Origin of the sequence: Phyllobacterium sp. SYP-B3895 (assembly GCF_009647635.1) — a bacterium.
GTDB classification, from domain to species: domain Bacteria; phylum Pseudomonadota; class Alphaproteobacteria; order Rhizobiales; family Rhizobiaceae; genus Phyllobacterium; species Phyllobacterium pellucidum.
The window spans coordinates 198934-214687 of the sequence record NZ_WJIG01000005.1 but is presented as its reverse complement, the minus strand read 5'-3'; the positions used below and the strand labels follow the sequence as shown (position 1 = coordinate 214687).

Sequence of the window (15754 nt, the reverse complement as noted above, 5' to 3'; positions counted from 1 at the left end):
TCCGAACTCGGCCGTGAAACGCCCCTGCGCCAATGGTACTTCGTCTCAAGACGCGGGAGAGTAGGTCGCTGCCAGGTCTGCCAAACGCAACAAACAAAGCTTCTCGACAAACACACAACAACAAACATAAGCGCCGCACCAAACGGCCCTTTCCATGCAAGCGCAAGCCCGCGCACCAAAGGCCAAAGCGCAAGCGCATGCCGCACCCAATTGACGCGGGGTGGAGCAGCCCGGTAGCTCGTCAGGCTCATAACCTGAAGGTCACAGGTTCAAATCCTGTCCCCGCAACCAACATCACATAACAACAATCCACACAAAAGCCCGGCCATCCCCCGGGCTTTCGTGCGTTTATACGGCAAGTTCAATCGAAGCGAACCGCTGCGGTGTTGGATCCACAAACGAGGACGACGACACGCTCGTCTTTTTCAGGGACATAGCGGCCCGAGAGCAGTGCGGCCATTGCTGCAGCCCCGCCGGGTTCGGCAACGATCCGGACGGTGTCCCACAAGGCCTGCTGCGCCTTGCGGATCTCGTCATCCGCGACCAGCACTGACGCGCCGACAAAGGCTTGCGCGATTGGAAACATGAGATCGCCGACGCGGCGCGGCGCCAGCGAATCGGCGGCGATCCCGCCGGCGGGTGCATCGACGGGCTTACCGGCCGCGAGCGCATGATTGAGGGTTGGAGCACTTTCCGGCTCGACCGCGACAATCTTGATGCGGCCGCGCAGCCACGAGGCAATACCGCCAATGAGACCACCGCCTCCGACTGCAACCAGCAGCGTGGTTGTTTCCGGAAGGTCCGCTTCGATTTCACGCCCGAGCGTCGCCTGGCCGAGCAGCGTCTCGACCTGGTCATAGGCGTGCACGGCGAGCGCGTCTGTCTCGGCAACGAATAGGTCACTCGCCTCGAGGGCATCGGCGTAGCGCTCGCCGCCGATCACGAGCTTTGCACCATAGCTGCGAATCTTGTCGGCCTTCGCTGGCGAGGTGACGCTTGGCACGAAGATGGTGGCCGGCACGCCGAGCCGCATGGCGGCATAGGCGACCGCCGCGCCATGATTGCCGCCCGAGGCGGCAACGACACCGGCCGCGGGAACCGGCCGTGTCAAAAGATTGGTAAAGGCCCCGCGGGCTTTGAATGACCCCGAGTGCTGCAAACATTCGAGTTTGAGCGCTACGGGGAGACCGGCCATACCGAAATCGTCAAGATCCACATTGAGCACGGGCGTGTGCCGGATATGCGGCCGGATGATTTCTTCGACAGCAGTGATACGTTCAGGCGTGATATCGATGGGCATGATCGCACCATATTTCGCGGCTAGGCACAAAAGCAAGATCGATCGAGCGACGACAACGGCCTATCGATGATGATCTTCGCCATGGAAAGAGCTATGAACAGAAATTCGATCGTTTTTTGGATCTTAAGTCTTCTTGCCGCAGCAGCCAGCGGCGTGTTCTACGGCTACTTCTACAACGGAAAAATATCGGCGATTGGCGCGGTCTTCGCCCTGTTCCTTTGCATTCCCCCGCTGCTCTTCGAACGGGGAAACCTGTTCCCGCGACTTTTCGACCGGATCAATGCACTACCGACCCCGAGCTATATCTTTTGCTCGCTCCTTGCCAATTATTTGCTCATCGGTATGGGCTACTTCGTTTGCGGCACCATGCTCTGGGCCCTTGGCTTTATTCCCGGGGCCTGGTGGCAGGAGGCAATCCTGCCGACGAGCATATGGATTTACACGCTTGTCATTCTGGCGGTCCTGAGCTTTGTATCGCGCGTACGCGAGCTTCTCGGGCGCGACATCTTTGCCAACCTCCTGATCGGGCGCTATCGCAAACCGATCGAGGAGGAGCGCATCTTTCTCTTCGTCGATCTGGTCGGGTCCACGACCTTTGCCGAAGAATTCGGCGATCTGCGGGCTCAGCAGTTCCTTGGTGCGCTCTTTGCCGCGTTTGCCGGACCCGTTCGGCGGCACAACGGAACCATCGATGACTATGTCGGCGATGCTGCGATCATTACCTGGCCGATGCATCGGGGTCTGCGCAATGCCGATTGCATCGCGTGTCTCTTCGACATCATCGATGTGATCGAGGCAAACTCGGAAAAGTGGCTGAGTGAATTCGGCCGCGTGCCGCGTCTGCGCGCCGCCTTGCATGGCGGGTCGGTGGTTACCGCCGAGATCGGGGTGGACCACCACAAGATCACCTATTTCGGCGATACGGTAAACACGACGGCACGGCTCGAACAACTTTGCCGCAGTTTGAACGCGCCGGTGCTGATCTCCAGCGATCTTGCCGCGCGGCTGACGCTGCCCGACGGTATTCGCAGCAACAATCTCGGTACTCATGCAGTTCGGGGAAAGGGCCAGAGCCTCGGCGTCATGGCCCTTGTGCGGCCGCGCGGTGAGCAGTCAGAACTCATGGCGCAGCGGGCCTAGAACCTCAATATTCTCCGCACGGGCCGCAACGGCAAGGCGCCTGTCAAGCGTGGCAAGGGGCATGTTTTGATTGATCGCCAGTGCGAGATAGCTTGAGGCCATCGACGCATCGATAATCAAAGCCAATCTCAGCGGCGGCCTTCTTCGATCCAGGCCTTGATTTCCTCAGCTGTCGTAGGTTGACGGCCCCTTTGTGCAGCCAGAATCTCCTGTATCACAGCGGCGACGTCAGATTTGCCGGGGATGCGCGTCAGACGCGCGACAGGATGGTCGCCACGCGATATCACAACGTCTTCTCCGGCTTCGACCTTGGCCAAAAGCTCGGAAAGATGCTTTTTCGCTTCACCGACTTTCATTCTGATGGTCATTTTGTGTCCTTGCTGCGGGTCGGGGAGGCCAGCTTGGTCAAGCCGTGGCCAAGCGGAATGTTCTCATACAGACAAATTCTGTCCGTAAAGCGTCAAAATTGCTATTAGAGCGATGACAGGCCATGTGCGGTGCGATATGTTCGGAACGTCGAGGGCCTTGTGATTTGCAAGAAAGCAAGGCCCTGTCAGCTTGCGGGAGAGTGGCCAGTGTGCGAATGCACCGGTCCACCGAAGGGGAAATCGCCCGAAATCTCTCAGGTACCAGGAACCGCAAGCCGATAAGGCAACTCTGGAAAGTCGGGGGAGACCCCGCGCCGAAGGTGTAAGTTCAGCCGGTGCCAAGGCGCCGCGAGCGAGTCTCTCAGGCTTCCGACAGAGGGGTAAAGCATCATTCCGTCGCTGTGGCGGAGGTCTTTGCATGTCTCTGGAGTGAAAATGGGCGCTGAAGTCAATTCTGAAACCGACGAACTGAAATCGCTGCCGCTTGGCGACCTGCACGAAGCGGCAAATGCGCGCTTCGGCGGCTTTGCCGGCTGGTCGATGCCGATCACCTATCCGCTCGGCGTGATGAAGGAACACCTGCATACGCGCGAAAAGGCGGGTTTGTTCGATATCTCGCATATGCAGCTTTTCGAGATCGCCGGGCAGGGCGCCGCGGCGCTCCTCTCCCGTGCCTGTCCTCTCGACGCGGGCTCGCTCGCGACCGGCCAGTCCAAATATACGTTCTTTCTCAATGAACAGGCTGGGATTATCGACGATCTCATCGTCACGCCGCTCGGCGACGAACGCTTCATGATAGTCGCCAATGCCGGCAATGCCGCGGTGGATGAGGCACATTTGCGCGAACTCGGCAAGGATTTCAATGCCAGCATCGATGCCCTTGACCGCGTGTTCCTGGCAATCCAGGGCCCGCAAGCGGCAGATGTTTTGCACAAGGCAGGCATTGCCGGTACCGATCTTGAATTTATGCATGGGTACGAGCCGCAGCCTGGCTGGTTCATGAGCCGCTCGGGTTATACGGGCGAAGATGGTTTTGAGATCGGCCTTCTGGAAGCGGACGCCCGCGCACTTGTCGCCAAGCTTCTCGCGGACGACCGCGTGACATGGATTGGGCTCGCCGCGCGTGACAGTTTGCGGCTCGAGGCCGGCCTTTGCCTGCATGGCCAGGACATTACGTCGGAGATCGATCCGGTCGATGCGGGGCTTACCTGGGCCATATCGAAGCAAGTCCGGGGTGAGGGCGGTTTTATCGGATCTGAAGCGCTACAGGCCAAGCTCGCCGCCGGGTCAGGGCGCAAGCGCGTCGGCCTGAAGCCCGAGGGGCGCCAACCTGTCAGGTCCGGCGTGACGCTTGTCGATGCCGGCGGCAACCCTGTCGGGATCGTTACCTCCGGGGGATTTGGTCCGTCGGCGGGCCACCCGGTTGCCATGGGCTATGTCGAGAAGGCGCTCGCACCGACTGGTTCACAGGTTTTTGCCGAGATACGCGGCAGCCGCATCGCGCTGCATGTCCACCCGCTTCCCTTCGTTACACATCGTTACCACAAAGGATAATTGAAATGGCTGTCACTTATTTCACTGAAGATCATGAATGGCTGCGCGTTGAAGACGGGATTGCGACAGTCGGCATTACCGACCATGCGCAGGACCAATTGGGAGACCTCGTTTTCGTGCAATTGCCGGAAGTCGGGCAAACGCTGGCGAAGGGCGATGCTGCCGTCGTCGTCGAGTCGGTCAAGGCCGCTTCGGACGTCTACGCGCCGGTCGATGGCGAAGTGACAGAGGTCAATGAGGCAGCGGCCAGCGACCCGGCCCTGGTCAATTCTTCGGCGGCCGGCGATGGCTGGCTGTGGAAAATGAAGCTTGCGGATACCAATCAATTGACCGGCCTTCTCGATGAAGCCGGCTACAAAGCAATTATCGGCTGATTATCATGCAGAACAAGGGCATCTTTCCGTTCACCGACCGCCACATTGGACCAAGCCTTCAGGGCTCGCGTGCCATGCTGGCGGCAGTTGGCATTCCCTCCCTCGAAACGCTCATCTCCCAGGCGGTACCGAAATCCATCCGGCTCGAGCGTCCCCTCGACGTTCCCGAAGCAGTGAATGAGGCCGAAGCGCTCGCTGAACTTTCGGCTAAGATGGCGCAGAACAAGACCCACAAAAGCTTCATCGGGCAAGGCTATCACGGGACTCATGTGCCCGCCGTTATCCAGCGCAACCTTTTCGAAAACCCTGCCTGGTACACGGCCTATACGCCGTACCAATCAGAAATAAGTCAGGGCAGGCTCGAGCTTCTATTCCATTTCCAGACCCTCGTGACCGAATTGACCGGCTTGCCGGTCGCGTCGGCGTCCTTGCTTGACGAGGCGACGGCCGTGGCCGAGGCGGTCGGCATCGCCTACCGGCATCATCGCGAGAAGCGTACCCGCATTGTTCTCGCCGGTGATGTGCATCCGCAGATTCTCGACGTGGTTCGCACCCGCGCCGAACCACTCGGGATGAGCGTCAACGGCGGTGTAATCGACGCTGAAGTGGCAGCGATCATCGTTCCCTGGCCGGATACATATGGCGTCTACAGGGATCACTCCGCCGCCATTCGGGACGCAAAGGCATCCGGCGCTCTGGTGATAGCGGTCGCTGATCCTTTGGCGTTGACGATCACCGCACCTCCGGCATCGCTCGGCGCCGATATTGCCGCGGGATCGATGCAGCGCTTCGGCGTGCCCGTCGGTTATGGCGGTCCGCACGCCGCCTATCTTGCCGTGACCGATTCTCTTACGCGTCTTATTCCGGGCAGGCTGGTCGGCCAGTCCGTGGACAGCAAGGGCCGCCCTGGTTATCGGCTTGCCCTGCAAACACGCGAACAGCACATCCGCCGCGACAAGGCGACGTCCAACATCTGCACGGCGCAGGCATTGCTGGCGAACATGGCAGTATCCTTCGCCATCTGGCATGGACCACAGGGGCTGCAGGCGATTGCTTCGCGCGTACACAGCCAGGCGGTCCGCCTTGCCGCTGCTTTGGAGGCCGCAGGCATCGGGCTTGCCGGCAAGCGCTTCTTCGACACGCTTACCGTCGATGTGCCGGGCACGGCGGGGGAGATTGCCGCCACTGCGGAAAAGGATGGACGCCTGCTTCGGATCATCGATCAGGACCGGCTTGGCCTCACGCTTGACGAAACCACGACCGAGGCGGATTTGCAGGCTCTCGCCGCCCTGTTCGGCGCGATCTTGCCTGATGATACGGACATGCGTCTGCCGAGCGAACGCCGCGCAGAGGGGTTCATGACCCAGGAGGTGTTCCATCAGCAGCGCTCCGAGACGGAAATGATGCGGTTCCTTCGTCGCCTCGCCGACAAGGATCTTGCGCTCGACCGGGCCATGATCCCGCTCGGCTCCTGCACGATGAAGCTCAATGCGGCGGCCGAGATGCTGCCTGTGAGCTGGCAGAGCGTCGCCAATGTTCACCCGTTTGCCCCGGTCGATCACGCGCTCGGCTATAAGGCGCTCACGGATGACCTCGAAACATGGCTCGCGGAAATCACGGGCTTCGATGCGGTGTCCCTGCAGCCGAATGCTGGCAGTCAGGGCGAATATGCCGGTCTCCTTGCCATTCGCCGTTATCATCTCGATCGCGGCGATGCGCATCGCGACATATGCCTCATTCCGGAATCGGCGCATGGCACCAATCCCGCCAGCGCCCATATGGCGGGAATGCGCGTCGTTGTCGTCGCCTGCGAGGAAGCGGGCGACATCGACCTCGACGACCTGAAGGCCAAGGCGGAACTGCATGGTGCCAATCTGGCGGCGCTGATGATCACCTATCCCTCGACGCATGGCGTCTTCGAGGAGGGTGTCAAGGACATCTGCGCCATCATTCATGCGCATGGCGGGCAGGTCTATTTCGACGGCGCCAATCTCAATGCGCTCGTCGGGCTGGCCCGTCCCGGTGATATCGGTGCCGACGTATGCCATATGAACCTGCACAAGACCTTCTGCATTCCGCATGGCGGCGGCGGACCGGGCGTCGGCCCGATCGGTGTCAAGAGCCACCTTGCTCCCTTCCTGCCGGGACATGTCGAGCTCAATACAGGCCACGCTGTTTCAGCGGCCCCCTTCGGCAGCGCATCGATCTTGCCGATCACCTGGATGTACATCCGGATGATGGGCGCAAACGGCCTGAAGCGCGCGACGGAAATGGCCATCCTCAACGCCAACTACATTGCAGGCCGGCTCGAGAACCACTATCCGGTGCTGTTCAAGGGCCGCAATGGCCGCGTCGCGCATGAATGCATCCTTGATACAAGGGTGCTGAAAGAAAGCGCCGGCGTGACCGTCGAAGACATCGCAAAACGGCTCATCGACTACGGCTTCCATGCGCCGACCATGTCCTGGCCAATTCCGGGGACACTGATGGTCGAGCCGACGGAATCGGAATCGAAACGCGAGATCGACCGGTTCTGCGATGCCATGATCGCAATCGCCGGTGAAGCGGCAAAGGTTGCGAGCGGAGCGTGGCCGAAGGACGACAATCCACTCGTCAACGCGCCGCATCCGGCAGGTGATGTTCTGGCCGACGATTGGGCGCATCCCTATAGCCGGAGCGAGGCCAGCCTGCCGGCCGGACCGAGCGAGGAGAACCCGAAATATTGGCCGCCGGTCTCGCGCATCGACAACGTGGCCGGAGACCGCAACCTTGTCTGCTCATGTCCGCCGATGCAGGCCTATAGCTAAGTGCCAAGCGCCTCCTTCTCCTTGGGAAGGGGGCGCTTCGTGTTGCACCGTTGCTCTTCACCAATTGGGTGTGAGACTGCCTTCGTCGGTACTATCCGAAACGTTGAATTCTTCGGCAAGCCGGCGAAGCGCCGCCGGCATGGCCCGAAGGTCCTCGGAACCGAAATGAAGGTGGGGCAACCGCGTGCGGATGAGTTCGGCAACAACCCGGGCTTGCATGCCGTCACGCGAGCGTTTGGCAGCATCGCGGTCCGTACGACGCGACAGCCACAATTTATGAAGGGCGAAGGCCCGGGGATCCGGACAGGAAAAGGTGAGCGGATAGCCGCGTTGGTCGATCACGACGGCCGAAACCTTGGGACTGTTGACGAGCCAGGCGAGCCCTTCGATTTCAACGGCGCGCAGGTCTTGGTCGTCGGAGCTGAATCCTGACCTGCCATCCCCCGACATGATGTTCTTCGGCGTCGGCTTGATCAGATCGACAAGAAAGCCGTCGCGGTTGGCTGCCCTGTAGCTGTTCTTCGCCAGTGGTACGAAGGAATGGTCGACTTTTTGCAGGATTCCGATCAGCCCTTTCTGCGAAAAGGTCTTGCTGATCAAGCGCAGGCTGAATCTCGAGTCCATGAGAAGGTCAACGTCTTGCGTCGAGAGAAGGCCACTCGTGATGTGTACCCCCGCAAGGCGCTCGTAGACGAAGAGGGCGTTGGTTCCGACGATGTCAATGGCGGTGCCGATCAACCCGAGTTTGTCCAGGGCGCGGATGATGCGGGCCGTCAATAGCGGTACGCGTCCGAGCGACATGGCGCGGTTGACCGGAGCAAGCTCATCGAGACGCTGCGCAAGGCTGCCCACGCGCTCCTTCGAGGTCTCGCGACCGGCGTGGAACTGGCCGTATGTCGTTTCGGTTTCCGTGGAACGCGGACCAAGTGATTTCCAGATACCGCCGGATTTCTTGTAGAGGTATTCCTTGGCATTCGTGCTCGTCTTCCACGACATGGAGCCGGAAAAGCGCTGGTCGTATTCCTTCGAACTCGCCTTATAGGATTCATAAACCTGCTCGGTATCGACAAGCTGGCGAATCTGATCTGACGATAATTCTTTGAAATTATTCATCTTATCCCACAAGAACGAGAAATGCATCGTATGGGGGATAATATCTCGGTTGAGCGATGTTATAAAGCGATATTGAACAGGATTATCCCTATTTGGTATTAAATAGAGCTGAAAAGGGATAATCCAATGACGGCTAGCGCTGGCTCACTCAATGGGCATTCCTGCGCGCAAAATATAACTTCCCAGCGACAGCGACGGAGACCGCCCCACCGCCACGATGTTGCAGGGGAGTAATCAACAGATAGTGCAGGTTTTCCAAAACCTTGTCGTATCGATCAGGCGAACAGCGGAGTTCCATAAGATAGATTACGCCGCAAAGGGTTCAGGAGGTGGGTTCAAGTTTGAAGTGCGACTTGCGGGAGAACCAGCGCTCACCTCTCCGAAGGAACTAAAATGAATGATGTTAGAACTTTACACTGACGCCATGGCCTTCTGGATGATCGCGGGGTCGATGGTGAAGAGTTCCTGGGCACGCCCTACCCCGCGCAAGGCGAAGCGGCCGACGCAGACCAGTTTCAAGCGGAATGCATCCGGCAGCGTGGCAGCATAGCGCTCCGAAATCAGGATCTCCTGGTCGACGGACCGGCACATCGAAGCGATACGGCTGACCTCGTTTACAGCAGGCCCGACCACCGTGAAGTCAAGTCGTGTGTCACTGCCGATATTGCCGAAGAACACTTCGCCAATATGCAGGCCGAGATAGACATTGGTCGCGGGTTGTCCGGCTTCGACCCGTTGCCGGTTGAGAACGATCAGCTTCTTGCGCAGGAGCGCCTGGGCCTTCAAGGCGGCCGTGGCTGCGTCGGCGGAATCGCCATCGGTAAAGATCGCGAGCGTACCGTCACCGATCAGTTTGAGCACGTCGCCGCCCATCTCCTGGATCGACGATATCACGGCCTCTGCATAATCGTTGAGCATGGGAATGATGGCGTCGGGCGCTGCAGCGTCGGAAATGCGCGTGTAATCACGAAGATCCGAATACCAGAGGACGGCCTCGATGCGATCGGCGGCGCCGCGATTGATGCGGCCGGCAAGCACCCGTTTGGCGGCGTCGTGGCCAAGGTAAACCTCCGCCAGGGTCCTTACGATCCGCGTCAGCGAAGCGCATTTCATCGCGAGTGCAAGACTGCTTACCAGCCGTCGCAGGGCGACGATGTCCGCATCGCTGAAACCCTCTTCATGGTCGCAGGCCCAGGACGAGTAGAATCCATCCATTTCGCCGATGCTGCCCTGCTTCGAGAAAGGGACGATCATTGCAAAATAGTCTGTGCAGCCCTCGTCTCGCATCGAAGCGAGTTGGCGAAACGAAGGTGTTTCGTCGGCAGTCAGCCTGTGCCGCATTTCGACTTCGCCGATCTCCAGCAAATGATAGAAAGTCGATGCCTGCCAATTCTCGGCGCTCTCGCCGCTTTGCGACGAGCCATACTCGATGATGGTGCGTTCCAGTTTCCCCTCGCGCCGCCAGAGAAACACCCTCCCCTCATAGATCGGATGGAGCGTATCGACGAATGTATTCCCGCGTTCGAGCTTGATGCCCGCTGCAACGCATCGATCGCAGAACCCGTTCATGAGATCGGTTTCGGTTGCACCGCAGATGCCTTGGGCATTGAGCCAGGTTTCGATTTCGACAATTTCGGCTTCGGTCACGGTTCTTCACCCATGCTGCAACTGACAAAAGAGGTAGCACGACCTGCACATTTGACCAAGAATTCTCAGCGGCAAGTGCCCGTCCCAGATTGGGATCGAGAAATCCACAGGCTGTTGCGAAATGCTCCAAGTCATTCATAATACATGGAAAAAATCATTTCTATCAGCATATCACCGGGTTGGAATAGTACTAAAGTCTCATTGACACAGGACCCGCAACTAAATACACGCATAACGTGGCATAAATTTGAGAATACAACGAATCCGAGTGTTGATAAATCTTGCTTGAATCAAAAAAGCAAGGCGATGGACGACTTTTGCTTTTCTTTTTAGTGAACCGAATTTACGGTTGGCAATATATTGCAATTTATTTCAGGCGGGTTGATTTTGAGTTCGGCATTTTCTCGTTGCGTTCATTCTTTCGGGTTGCTGTGTTCCAATGGTTGAGCGTGGCGGCGACACGGCGACCCTGACGCCGGACAAAGGTCTCGATTCACGCTATTTCAGCGAAGCGGTGCGCTGGGAAAACGACGTTATTCGTACGGTGAAGCGGTCAAGGCGCGTTGCCTGGATCGTCGCTGGGTTCAGCGCCCTGCTCGCCGGCCTCGCCATGGCCTGCCTTGCCCTGCTCCTGCCGCTGAAAAGCTTCGAGCCCTATGTCATCGAGGTCGACAAGACGACGGGCTTCATGGAGATCAAGCGGCCGCTCGCCGAGGGCGACCTGACGCAGTCGGAAGCGATCACCCGGATGGATGTGGTTCGCTACGTCAAGGCGCGCGAGACCTATGATCCTGCTTCCGTTCAGGACAATTTCGATCTGGCGCAACTCCTTTCGACCGGGGATGCGCAGCGGGATCTTCTCAACCTCTACGGCCCCTCCAGCCCGACCAACCCTGTCAATCGGTTTGGCCGCCAGACCCGCGTGCTTCCGACCATCAAGTCAATTCAGATACCCAACAACAAAACCGCCATCGTGCGTTTTTCCACGCAGCGCGTCGGTCAGGATACGGGGCCCGAAGAGCATTGGGTGGCGCTCATGCATTTCCGCTATTCGCGCGAACCGATGACCAATGAGTGGCGGTTCGACAATCCGCTCGGCTTTCAGATCCAGGACTACCGCCGCGATCAGGAAAGCGTGCCGGCATCGGAACAGGGGCATTGATCATGACGCTGTTCTCCGTTTGCCGATTGCAATTGATTGCGCCGCTCGTTTGCGCCGGGGTTCTCGCCGCAAGCCCGGTCCTCGCCGAAATTGCGCCGAAGCGCGGTCAGGCCGATGCGCGTGTACGCACCGTCAACTACAATCCCGCCAATGTCGTCTCGGTCGACGCAACCCACGGCGTCTCGACGATGATCGTCCTCGGCGATACCGAGAAGATTGAAACGGTAGCGGTGGGTGACAGTCTGTCCTGGAAGATCGAGCCCAACAAGCGTGGCAACATCATCTTCCTGAAGCCGGTCGAGGCGAAGACGACGACGAACATGAACGTCGTCAGCGACAAGCATGTCTACACGTTCATCCTGCGGGCCCATGCCGAATCTGAAGGCGACCAGACCTATCTGGTCAAGTTCCGCTATCCGGACGAGGAGGCGGATTCGCGACTGCTCGCGGAAGCGCAGCGCCTCGTCTCCGAACCCAACCGCGCCAGTTTCCAGTTCGAGAATTCCAATACGAACTACCAGTTCCGCGGCGACGGCGAGTTGAAGCCGACCTACGCCTTCGACGATGGGGTGAAGACCTGGTTCAAGTTTGACGGTGACATTCCCTCGATCTTCATTGTCGAAGGCGGCAAGCGGGAAATCTTGGCCAATTTCCGCCGCGAAGGCGATTATCTGGTCGTCGACAAGATCGCCAGGCAGTGGATGCTGCGGCGCGGCGACCTCGCGCTGTGCCTGTTCAATATGCAGAAGATCGGTGGATCGGCCGTTGCGGCCAGGACCACTTCTTCCAATGAGCGGATGAGGTAGCGCCATGCCTGATCCGAATTATCATCAAAGCGTCGAACTCGAGGAAAGCGCGCAGTCGCAACTGTCGGAGCCGAAGCGCGGCTTGAGCAAGGCTGCCATCGTCGTACTTTTTGGCATGGTTTCGATTCCCCTTCTGGCGATGCCGTTCTGGTTGGCGCAGCCGAAGGCGCCGGACAATGTGGAATCAAATGAGAACGAAGAATTCCTGGCACCGCCAGCAAAAGTGCAGCTGAACGTGCCGCCGCCGGAGCCGGAAGCGCCGGCGGCAGCGCCGATGCAGCCAACCGGGACCTCGGCGACGGACGCCGAACTCGAGCGGGCAAAGCAGGCCGCCGAGGAAGAGGCGCGCCGCCTCGCCGAAGAGCGCAAGGCACTCGAGGCCGAACGGTTGGCGCGCGAATCCGAAAACGACCAGAAGAGATGGGAGCGCTACCGTTCGCCCATGGTCGTGACCGAGACCGGCGGCCAGGTCGACCCGCTGGCTCAGGCAGGCAAGACTCCGGAACAGGCGGAAAAGGAAAAGAGCGCCGCAACCTTCCAGGACACCAACCCGAACAACCAGTTCCTCTCGGCCTTGGCCGCCAAACCGGTGGAAGTCGCGACGGCTGAACAGACCAAGCGCATCGACGCGCTGGTGCCGCAAGGCACGATGATCCGCGGTGTCCTCGAAACGGCGGTGCAGACCGACCTGCCCGGCATGGTGCGCGCCGTAACGACGGAGGATGTGTGGTCCTTCGATGGGCGCCGCGTGCTCATCCCCTCGGGTTCGCGCATGATCGGCGAATATAATGCAGGAGTCGAGCAGAACCAGAAGCGCGCCTTTATCGTGTGGAACCGGCTGCTTCGCGCCGATGGTGTCTCGCTCAACCTTGGCTCCATCGGCACGGATGAACTTGGCGTCTCCGGCTCGGCCGGCGACGTCAATAATCACTACCTCGCCAAGTATGGTTCGGCTTTTGTGCTGAGCTTTCTCAGCCTTGGCGCGCAGGCGTTCGCGGACACAGGTTCACGTGCCACCACCTACAACACCGGTCCGATTACGACGCAGATTACCGATCCGATTACGGGCAAGACGACCGTCAACACCATCTATCCCGACAACAATGTCGGACAAGACCTTGGCAACAAGGCACTTGGCGCGGCTGCCCAGGGGCTCGCGCAGGTCGGGCAAGAGGTTCTCAAAAGCACGATGAACATCAAGCCGACGATCAGCATCAACCAGGGCACACCGGTTGCGATCTTCGTGCGGCGCGATCTCGATTTTTCCGAACTTTATCCCGATCCTGTTCAGGAGAAGCTCAAGGAACTCAAACGTGGGCGAGGCTGGGATGGCAAATATTGACGGCATTCAAGTCAGGCTCGGAGGTGGTCCGCGATGAGTTACGCCGCCTCACTCTCTGATCTCATCGATCTCGCCTTCGCACCTCTGCGCGGCTTTCTCCAGTCTCCCGATGTCGTCGAAATCTGCATCAATGAACCGGGAATCGCCTTCGTTGAACGGGTTGGCCAGCCGGGCATGATGCGCTACGCCATGCCGGAGCTGACAGCGGAGCGGATGCGGTTCATGGCTGAGCGGGTTGCCGCTGCAAGCCACCAGTTCATCAACGAGGAAGAGCCTATTCTTTCGGCGACCCTGCCTGATGGCGCGCGTGTCCAGGTGGTGCTGCCGCCGGCTGCACCAAAGGGCGGCGCTATCGTCATTCGCCGTCAGGTGACACGCCAACTCGTCCTCGACGATTATGCGGCCTCTGGGGCACTTCGCTCGACCCTTGTCACCGACAGCGCCTATCAATTGACCGATGATGAAACGCTGCTTTGCGACCTGGTTGCGCGCGGCAACATCGAGTCTTTCCTGCGCGAAGCCGTGTGCCGGCGCGTATCGATGCTAATTTCGGGTGGTACCGGTTCGGGCAAGACGACGTTCCTTAACGCGCTGATGCAGGAGATTCCGGGTTACGAACGCCTGATCACGATTGAAGACACGCCGGAACTGACGCCGCCGCAGGAAAATCACGTCAGCCTCATTGCGACGCGCGGCAACCAGAACGTCGCCCGCGTTGATCCGCGCCATCTTGTTGAAGCATCGCTGCGCATGCGGCCAGACCGGCTGCTGCTCGGCGAAATCCGCGGCGGCGAGGCAATCGACTTCCTGCAGGCCATCAACACGGGCCACCCCGGTTCGCTGTCGACCGTGCATGCCAATTCGCCGAGCGCTGCCTATACGCGTCTCGCATTGCTCGTCATGCAAGGGAGCGGCGGCGGCCTTGGCCTTACGAAGGTCGAGATCGTCGAGATGTTGCGCGCGACGGTGCCGCTTGTGGTCCAGCTCGGCCGGCGCGATGGGCGGCCGGGTGTCGTCACCGAAATCTTCTACGACCCGTTCGTGCGCTCCGGACGGCAAAGACCAGCTGCCTATAACGACTTTTCAAAGATGCAGGAGCCCGGTGTCGTTCCGCTGGGGCGCAAGCAATGAACCGGATTTGTCTCCTGCTGACCTCCTTCGCCGTGATTGCTGCCGGTTCGGTGAGCGTGGCGCTCGCTGAAGATGCGCCGGTCAAGGTGACGGTCATCGAGGAAGCGGCGCCGGTCAATCCGCCCAGTGCAACGATTGCCGCGAAACCTGCCGGCTGCGATTTCAGCAAGGTGCCGGATGCAAAACAGGGTGAAATCATCATCCGCAAGATAGCGGACGAAGAAGCGTTCGACCTCGACTTCCTCCTCGCCATCGCAAGGCAGGAAAGCGGCTTTCGCATGAATGCCGTTTCGAGCGCGGGCGCCGTGGGGCTGATGCAACTGATGCCTGCCACGGCGAAGCGCTTCAGCGTCGATATCTGCGACCCGGAAGACAATGTCCGCGGCGCGGTACGGTACCTGCGCTTCCTGCAGAAACGTTACCAGAACCCGCTTTACGTGCTCGCCGCCTATAATGCCGGTGAGGGTGCCGTCGACCAAAATCGCGGCATACCGCTCTATCCCGAAACCGTTCGCTATGTCTCGGCCATTCTTACCGATCTCTACGGGTGGAAGTCGCTTGGAGTGCCAGCGTCCGACGGCGAAAAGCGGACGGCGGGCAAGAAGAACGAGGGCCAACCTGCCAAGCCGGAGGAATGGACTCAAGGATTTGTATTACATGTGGAGTAGTCAGAATGTTTAATAGATTGCGCATTTCCGGGGCTGCATTGGCTCTGTCACTTACATTTTTTGCCGGCGAAGCCTTCGCACAGTCCAGCTTGCAGCCAGTATCCTCTGTTCTGCAGACCATGATCAACATTCTGACGGGGCCGATCGCGTCGATGCTGGCCATTCTTGCCGTCATAAGCTGCGGTTTCCTTGCCTGGACCGGCCGGTTTACCTGGGGTATCGCCGGCTCCGTCATCATGGGCATCGTCCTGGTTTTCGGATCGACACAGATCGTTTCGTTCTTCCAGGGCGCATTGGGCCACTAGGACCGGGGCAGGATCGGCCCGTCCGATCGGAGACTTA

At 59.4% G+C, this 15754-nt stretch carries 14 protein-coding genes, 1 tRNA gene and 1 riboswitch; of the genes, 11 read left to right on the top strand and 4 right to left on the bottom strand.

Annotated features, from left to right (window positions below):
* The first annotated feature begins 214 nt into the window (after positions 1-214).
* Positions 215-291 (top strand) — tRNA-Met (locus GF108_RS22020).
* Between the two features lie 70 nt (positions 292-361).
* Here GF108_RS22020 and GF108_RS22015 read toward each other — a convergent pair.
* A complete protein-coding gene (locus tag GF108_RS22015) occupies positions 362-1300 on the bottom strand; it encodes a threonine/serine dehydratase (protein WP_153670452.1) in 939 nt (312 codons plus the stop codon).
* 93 nt (positions 1301-1393) lie between these two features.
* Here GF108_RS22015 and GF108_RS22010 point away from each other — a divergent pair, with 93 nt between their 5' ends.
* The gene (locus GF108_RS22010; RefSeq protein WP_246664078.1) at positions 1394-2440 is read left to right on the top strand and encodes an adenylate/guanylate cyclase domain-containing protein; all 1047 of its coding nucleotides are present in this window, start codon (positions 1394-1396) and stop codon (positions 2438-2440) included.
* A 128-nt stretch (positions 2441-2568) separates the two neighbouring features.
* On the opposite strand, the gene GF108_RS22005 is transcribed toward GF108_RS22010, so the two are convergent.
* Positions 2569-2808 carry a type II toxin-antitoxin system Phd/YefM family antitoxin gene (locus GF108_RS22005; RefSeq protein ID WP_153670450.1) on the bottom strand — a complete coding sequence of 80 codons (240 nt, stop codon included), beginning with the start codon at positions 2806-2808 and terminating at the stop codon, positions 2569-2571.
* Positions 2809-2991: 183 nt separating this feature from the next.
* Positions 2992-3089, top strand: a riboswitch (glycine riboswitch).
* Between the two features lie 154 nt (positions 3090-3243).
* On the opposite strand from GF108_RS22005, the gene gcvT reads away from it, so the two are divergent.
* Genes gcvT through gcvP form a run of 3 tightly spaced genes read left to right on the top strand, consistent with a single transcriptional unit; the run spans position 3244 to position 7543 of the window.
* A complete protein-coding gene (gene gcvT / locus GF108_RS22000; RefSeq protein ID WP_153670449.1) occupies positions 3244-4362 on the top strand; it encodes a glycine cleavage system aminomethyltransferase GcvT in 1119 nt (372 codons plus the stop codon).
* Between the two features lie 5 nt (positions 4363-4367).
* A complete protein-coding gene (gene gcvH, locus GF108_RS21995) occupies positions 4368-4736 on the top strand; it encodes a glycine cleavage system protein GcvH (protein ID WP_027232989.1) in 369 nt (122 codons plus the stop codon).
* A gap of 5 nt (positions 4737-4741) precedes the next feature.
* The gene (gene gcvP, locus GF108_RS21990) at positions 4742-7543 is read left to right on the top strand and encodes an aminomethyl-transferring glycine dehydrogenase (RefSeq protein WP_153670448.1); all 2802 of its coding nucleotides are present in this window, start codon (positions 4742-4744) and stop codon (positions 7541-7543) included.
* A gap of 57 nt (positions 7544-7600) precedes the next feature.
* Here gcvP and GF108_RS21985 read toward each other — a convergent pair whose 3' ends face one another.
* Together GF108_RS21985 and GF108_RS21980 are read right to left on the bottom strand one after the other, a co-directional pair.
* Positions 7601-8656 carry a nucleotidyltransferase domain-containing protein gene (locus GF108_RS21985; protein WP_153670447.1) on the bottom strand — a complete coding sequence of 352 codons (1056 nt, stop codon included), beginning with the start codon at positions 8654-8656 and terminating at the stop codon, positions 7601-7603.
* 411 nt (positions 8657-9067) lie between these two features.
* Entirely contained in the window at positions 9068-10303 is a 1236-nt protein-coding gene (locus GF108_RS21980; RefSeq protein WP_370462278.1) for an adenylate/guanylate cyclase domain-containing protein, read from the bottom strand.
* A 439-nt stretch (positions 10304-10742) separates the two neighbouring features.
* On the opposite strand from GF108_RS21980, the gene GF108_RS21975 reads away from it, so the two are divergent.
* Genes GF108_RS21975 through GF108_RS21950 form a run of 6 tightly spaced genes read left to right on the top strand, consistent with a single transcriptional unit; the run spans position 10743 to position 15717 of the window.
* The gene (locus GF108_RS21975) at positions 10743-11465 is read left to right on the top strand and encodes a virB8 family protein (protein WP_153670446.1); all 723 of its coding nucleotides are present in this window, start codon (positions 10743-10745) and stop codon (positions 11463-11465) included.
* A gap of 2 nt (positions 11466-11467) precedes the next feature.
* Positions 11468-12271 carry a P-type conjugative transfer protein VirB9 gene (gene virB9 / locus GF108_RS21970; protein ID WP_153670445.1) on the top strand — a complete coding sequence of 268 codons (804 nt, stop codon included), beginning with the start codon at positions 11468-11470 and terminating at the stop codon, positions 12269-12271.
* A 4-nt stretch (positions 12272-12275) separates the two neighbouring features.
* A complete protein-coding gene (locus tag GF108_RS21965) occupies positions 12276-13613 on the top strand; it encodes a TrbI/VirB10 family protein (protein WP_153670444.1) in 1338 nt (445 codons plus the stop codon).
* A 33-nt stretch (positions 13614-13646) separates the two neighbouring features.
* Positions 13647-14744 (top strand): P-type DNA transfer ATPase VirB11, encoded by a 1098-nt coding sequence (gene virB11, locus GF108_RS21960; protein WP_153670443.1) that lies wholly within the window; start codon positions 13647-13649, stop codon positions 14742-14744.
* Positions 14741-15412, top strand: a complete 672-nt coding sequence (locus GF108_RS21955) for a lytic transglycosylase domain-containing protein (RefSeq protein WP_153670442.1) — start codon at positions 14741-14743, stop codon at positions 15410-15412. The genes virB11 and GF108_RS21955 overlap by 4 nt, the downstream gene beginning before the upstream one ends.
* Before the next feature lie 5 nt (positions 15413-15417).
* Complete coding sequence (locus tag GF108_RS21950; protein ID WP_027232981.1) at positions 15418-15717, top strand: TrbC/VirB2 family protein; 300 nt, start codon at positions 15418-15420, stop codon at positions 15715-15717.
* The last annotated feature ends 37 nt before the right edge of the window (positions 15718-15754 follow it).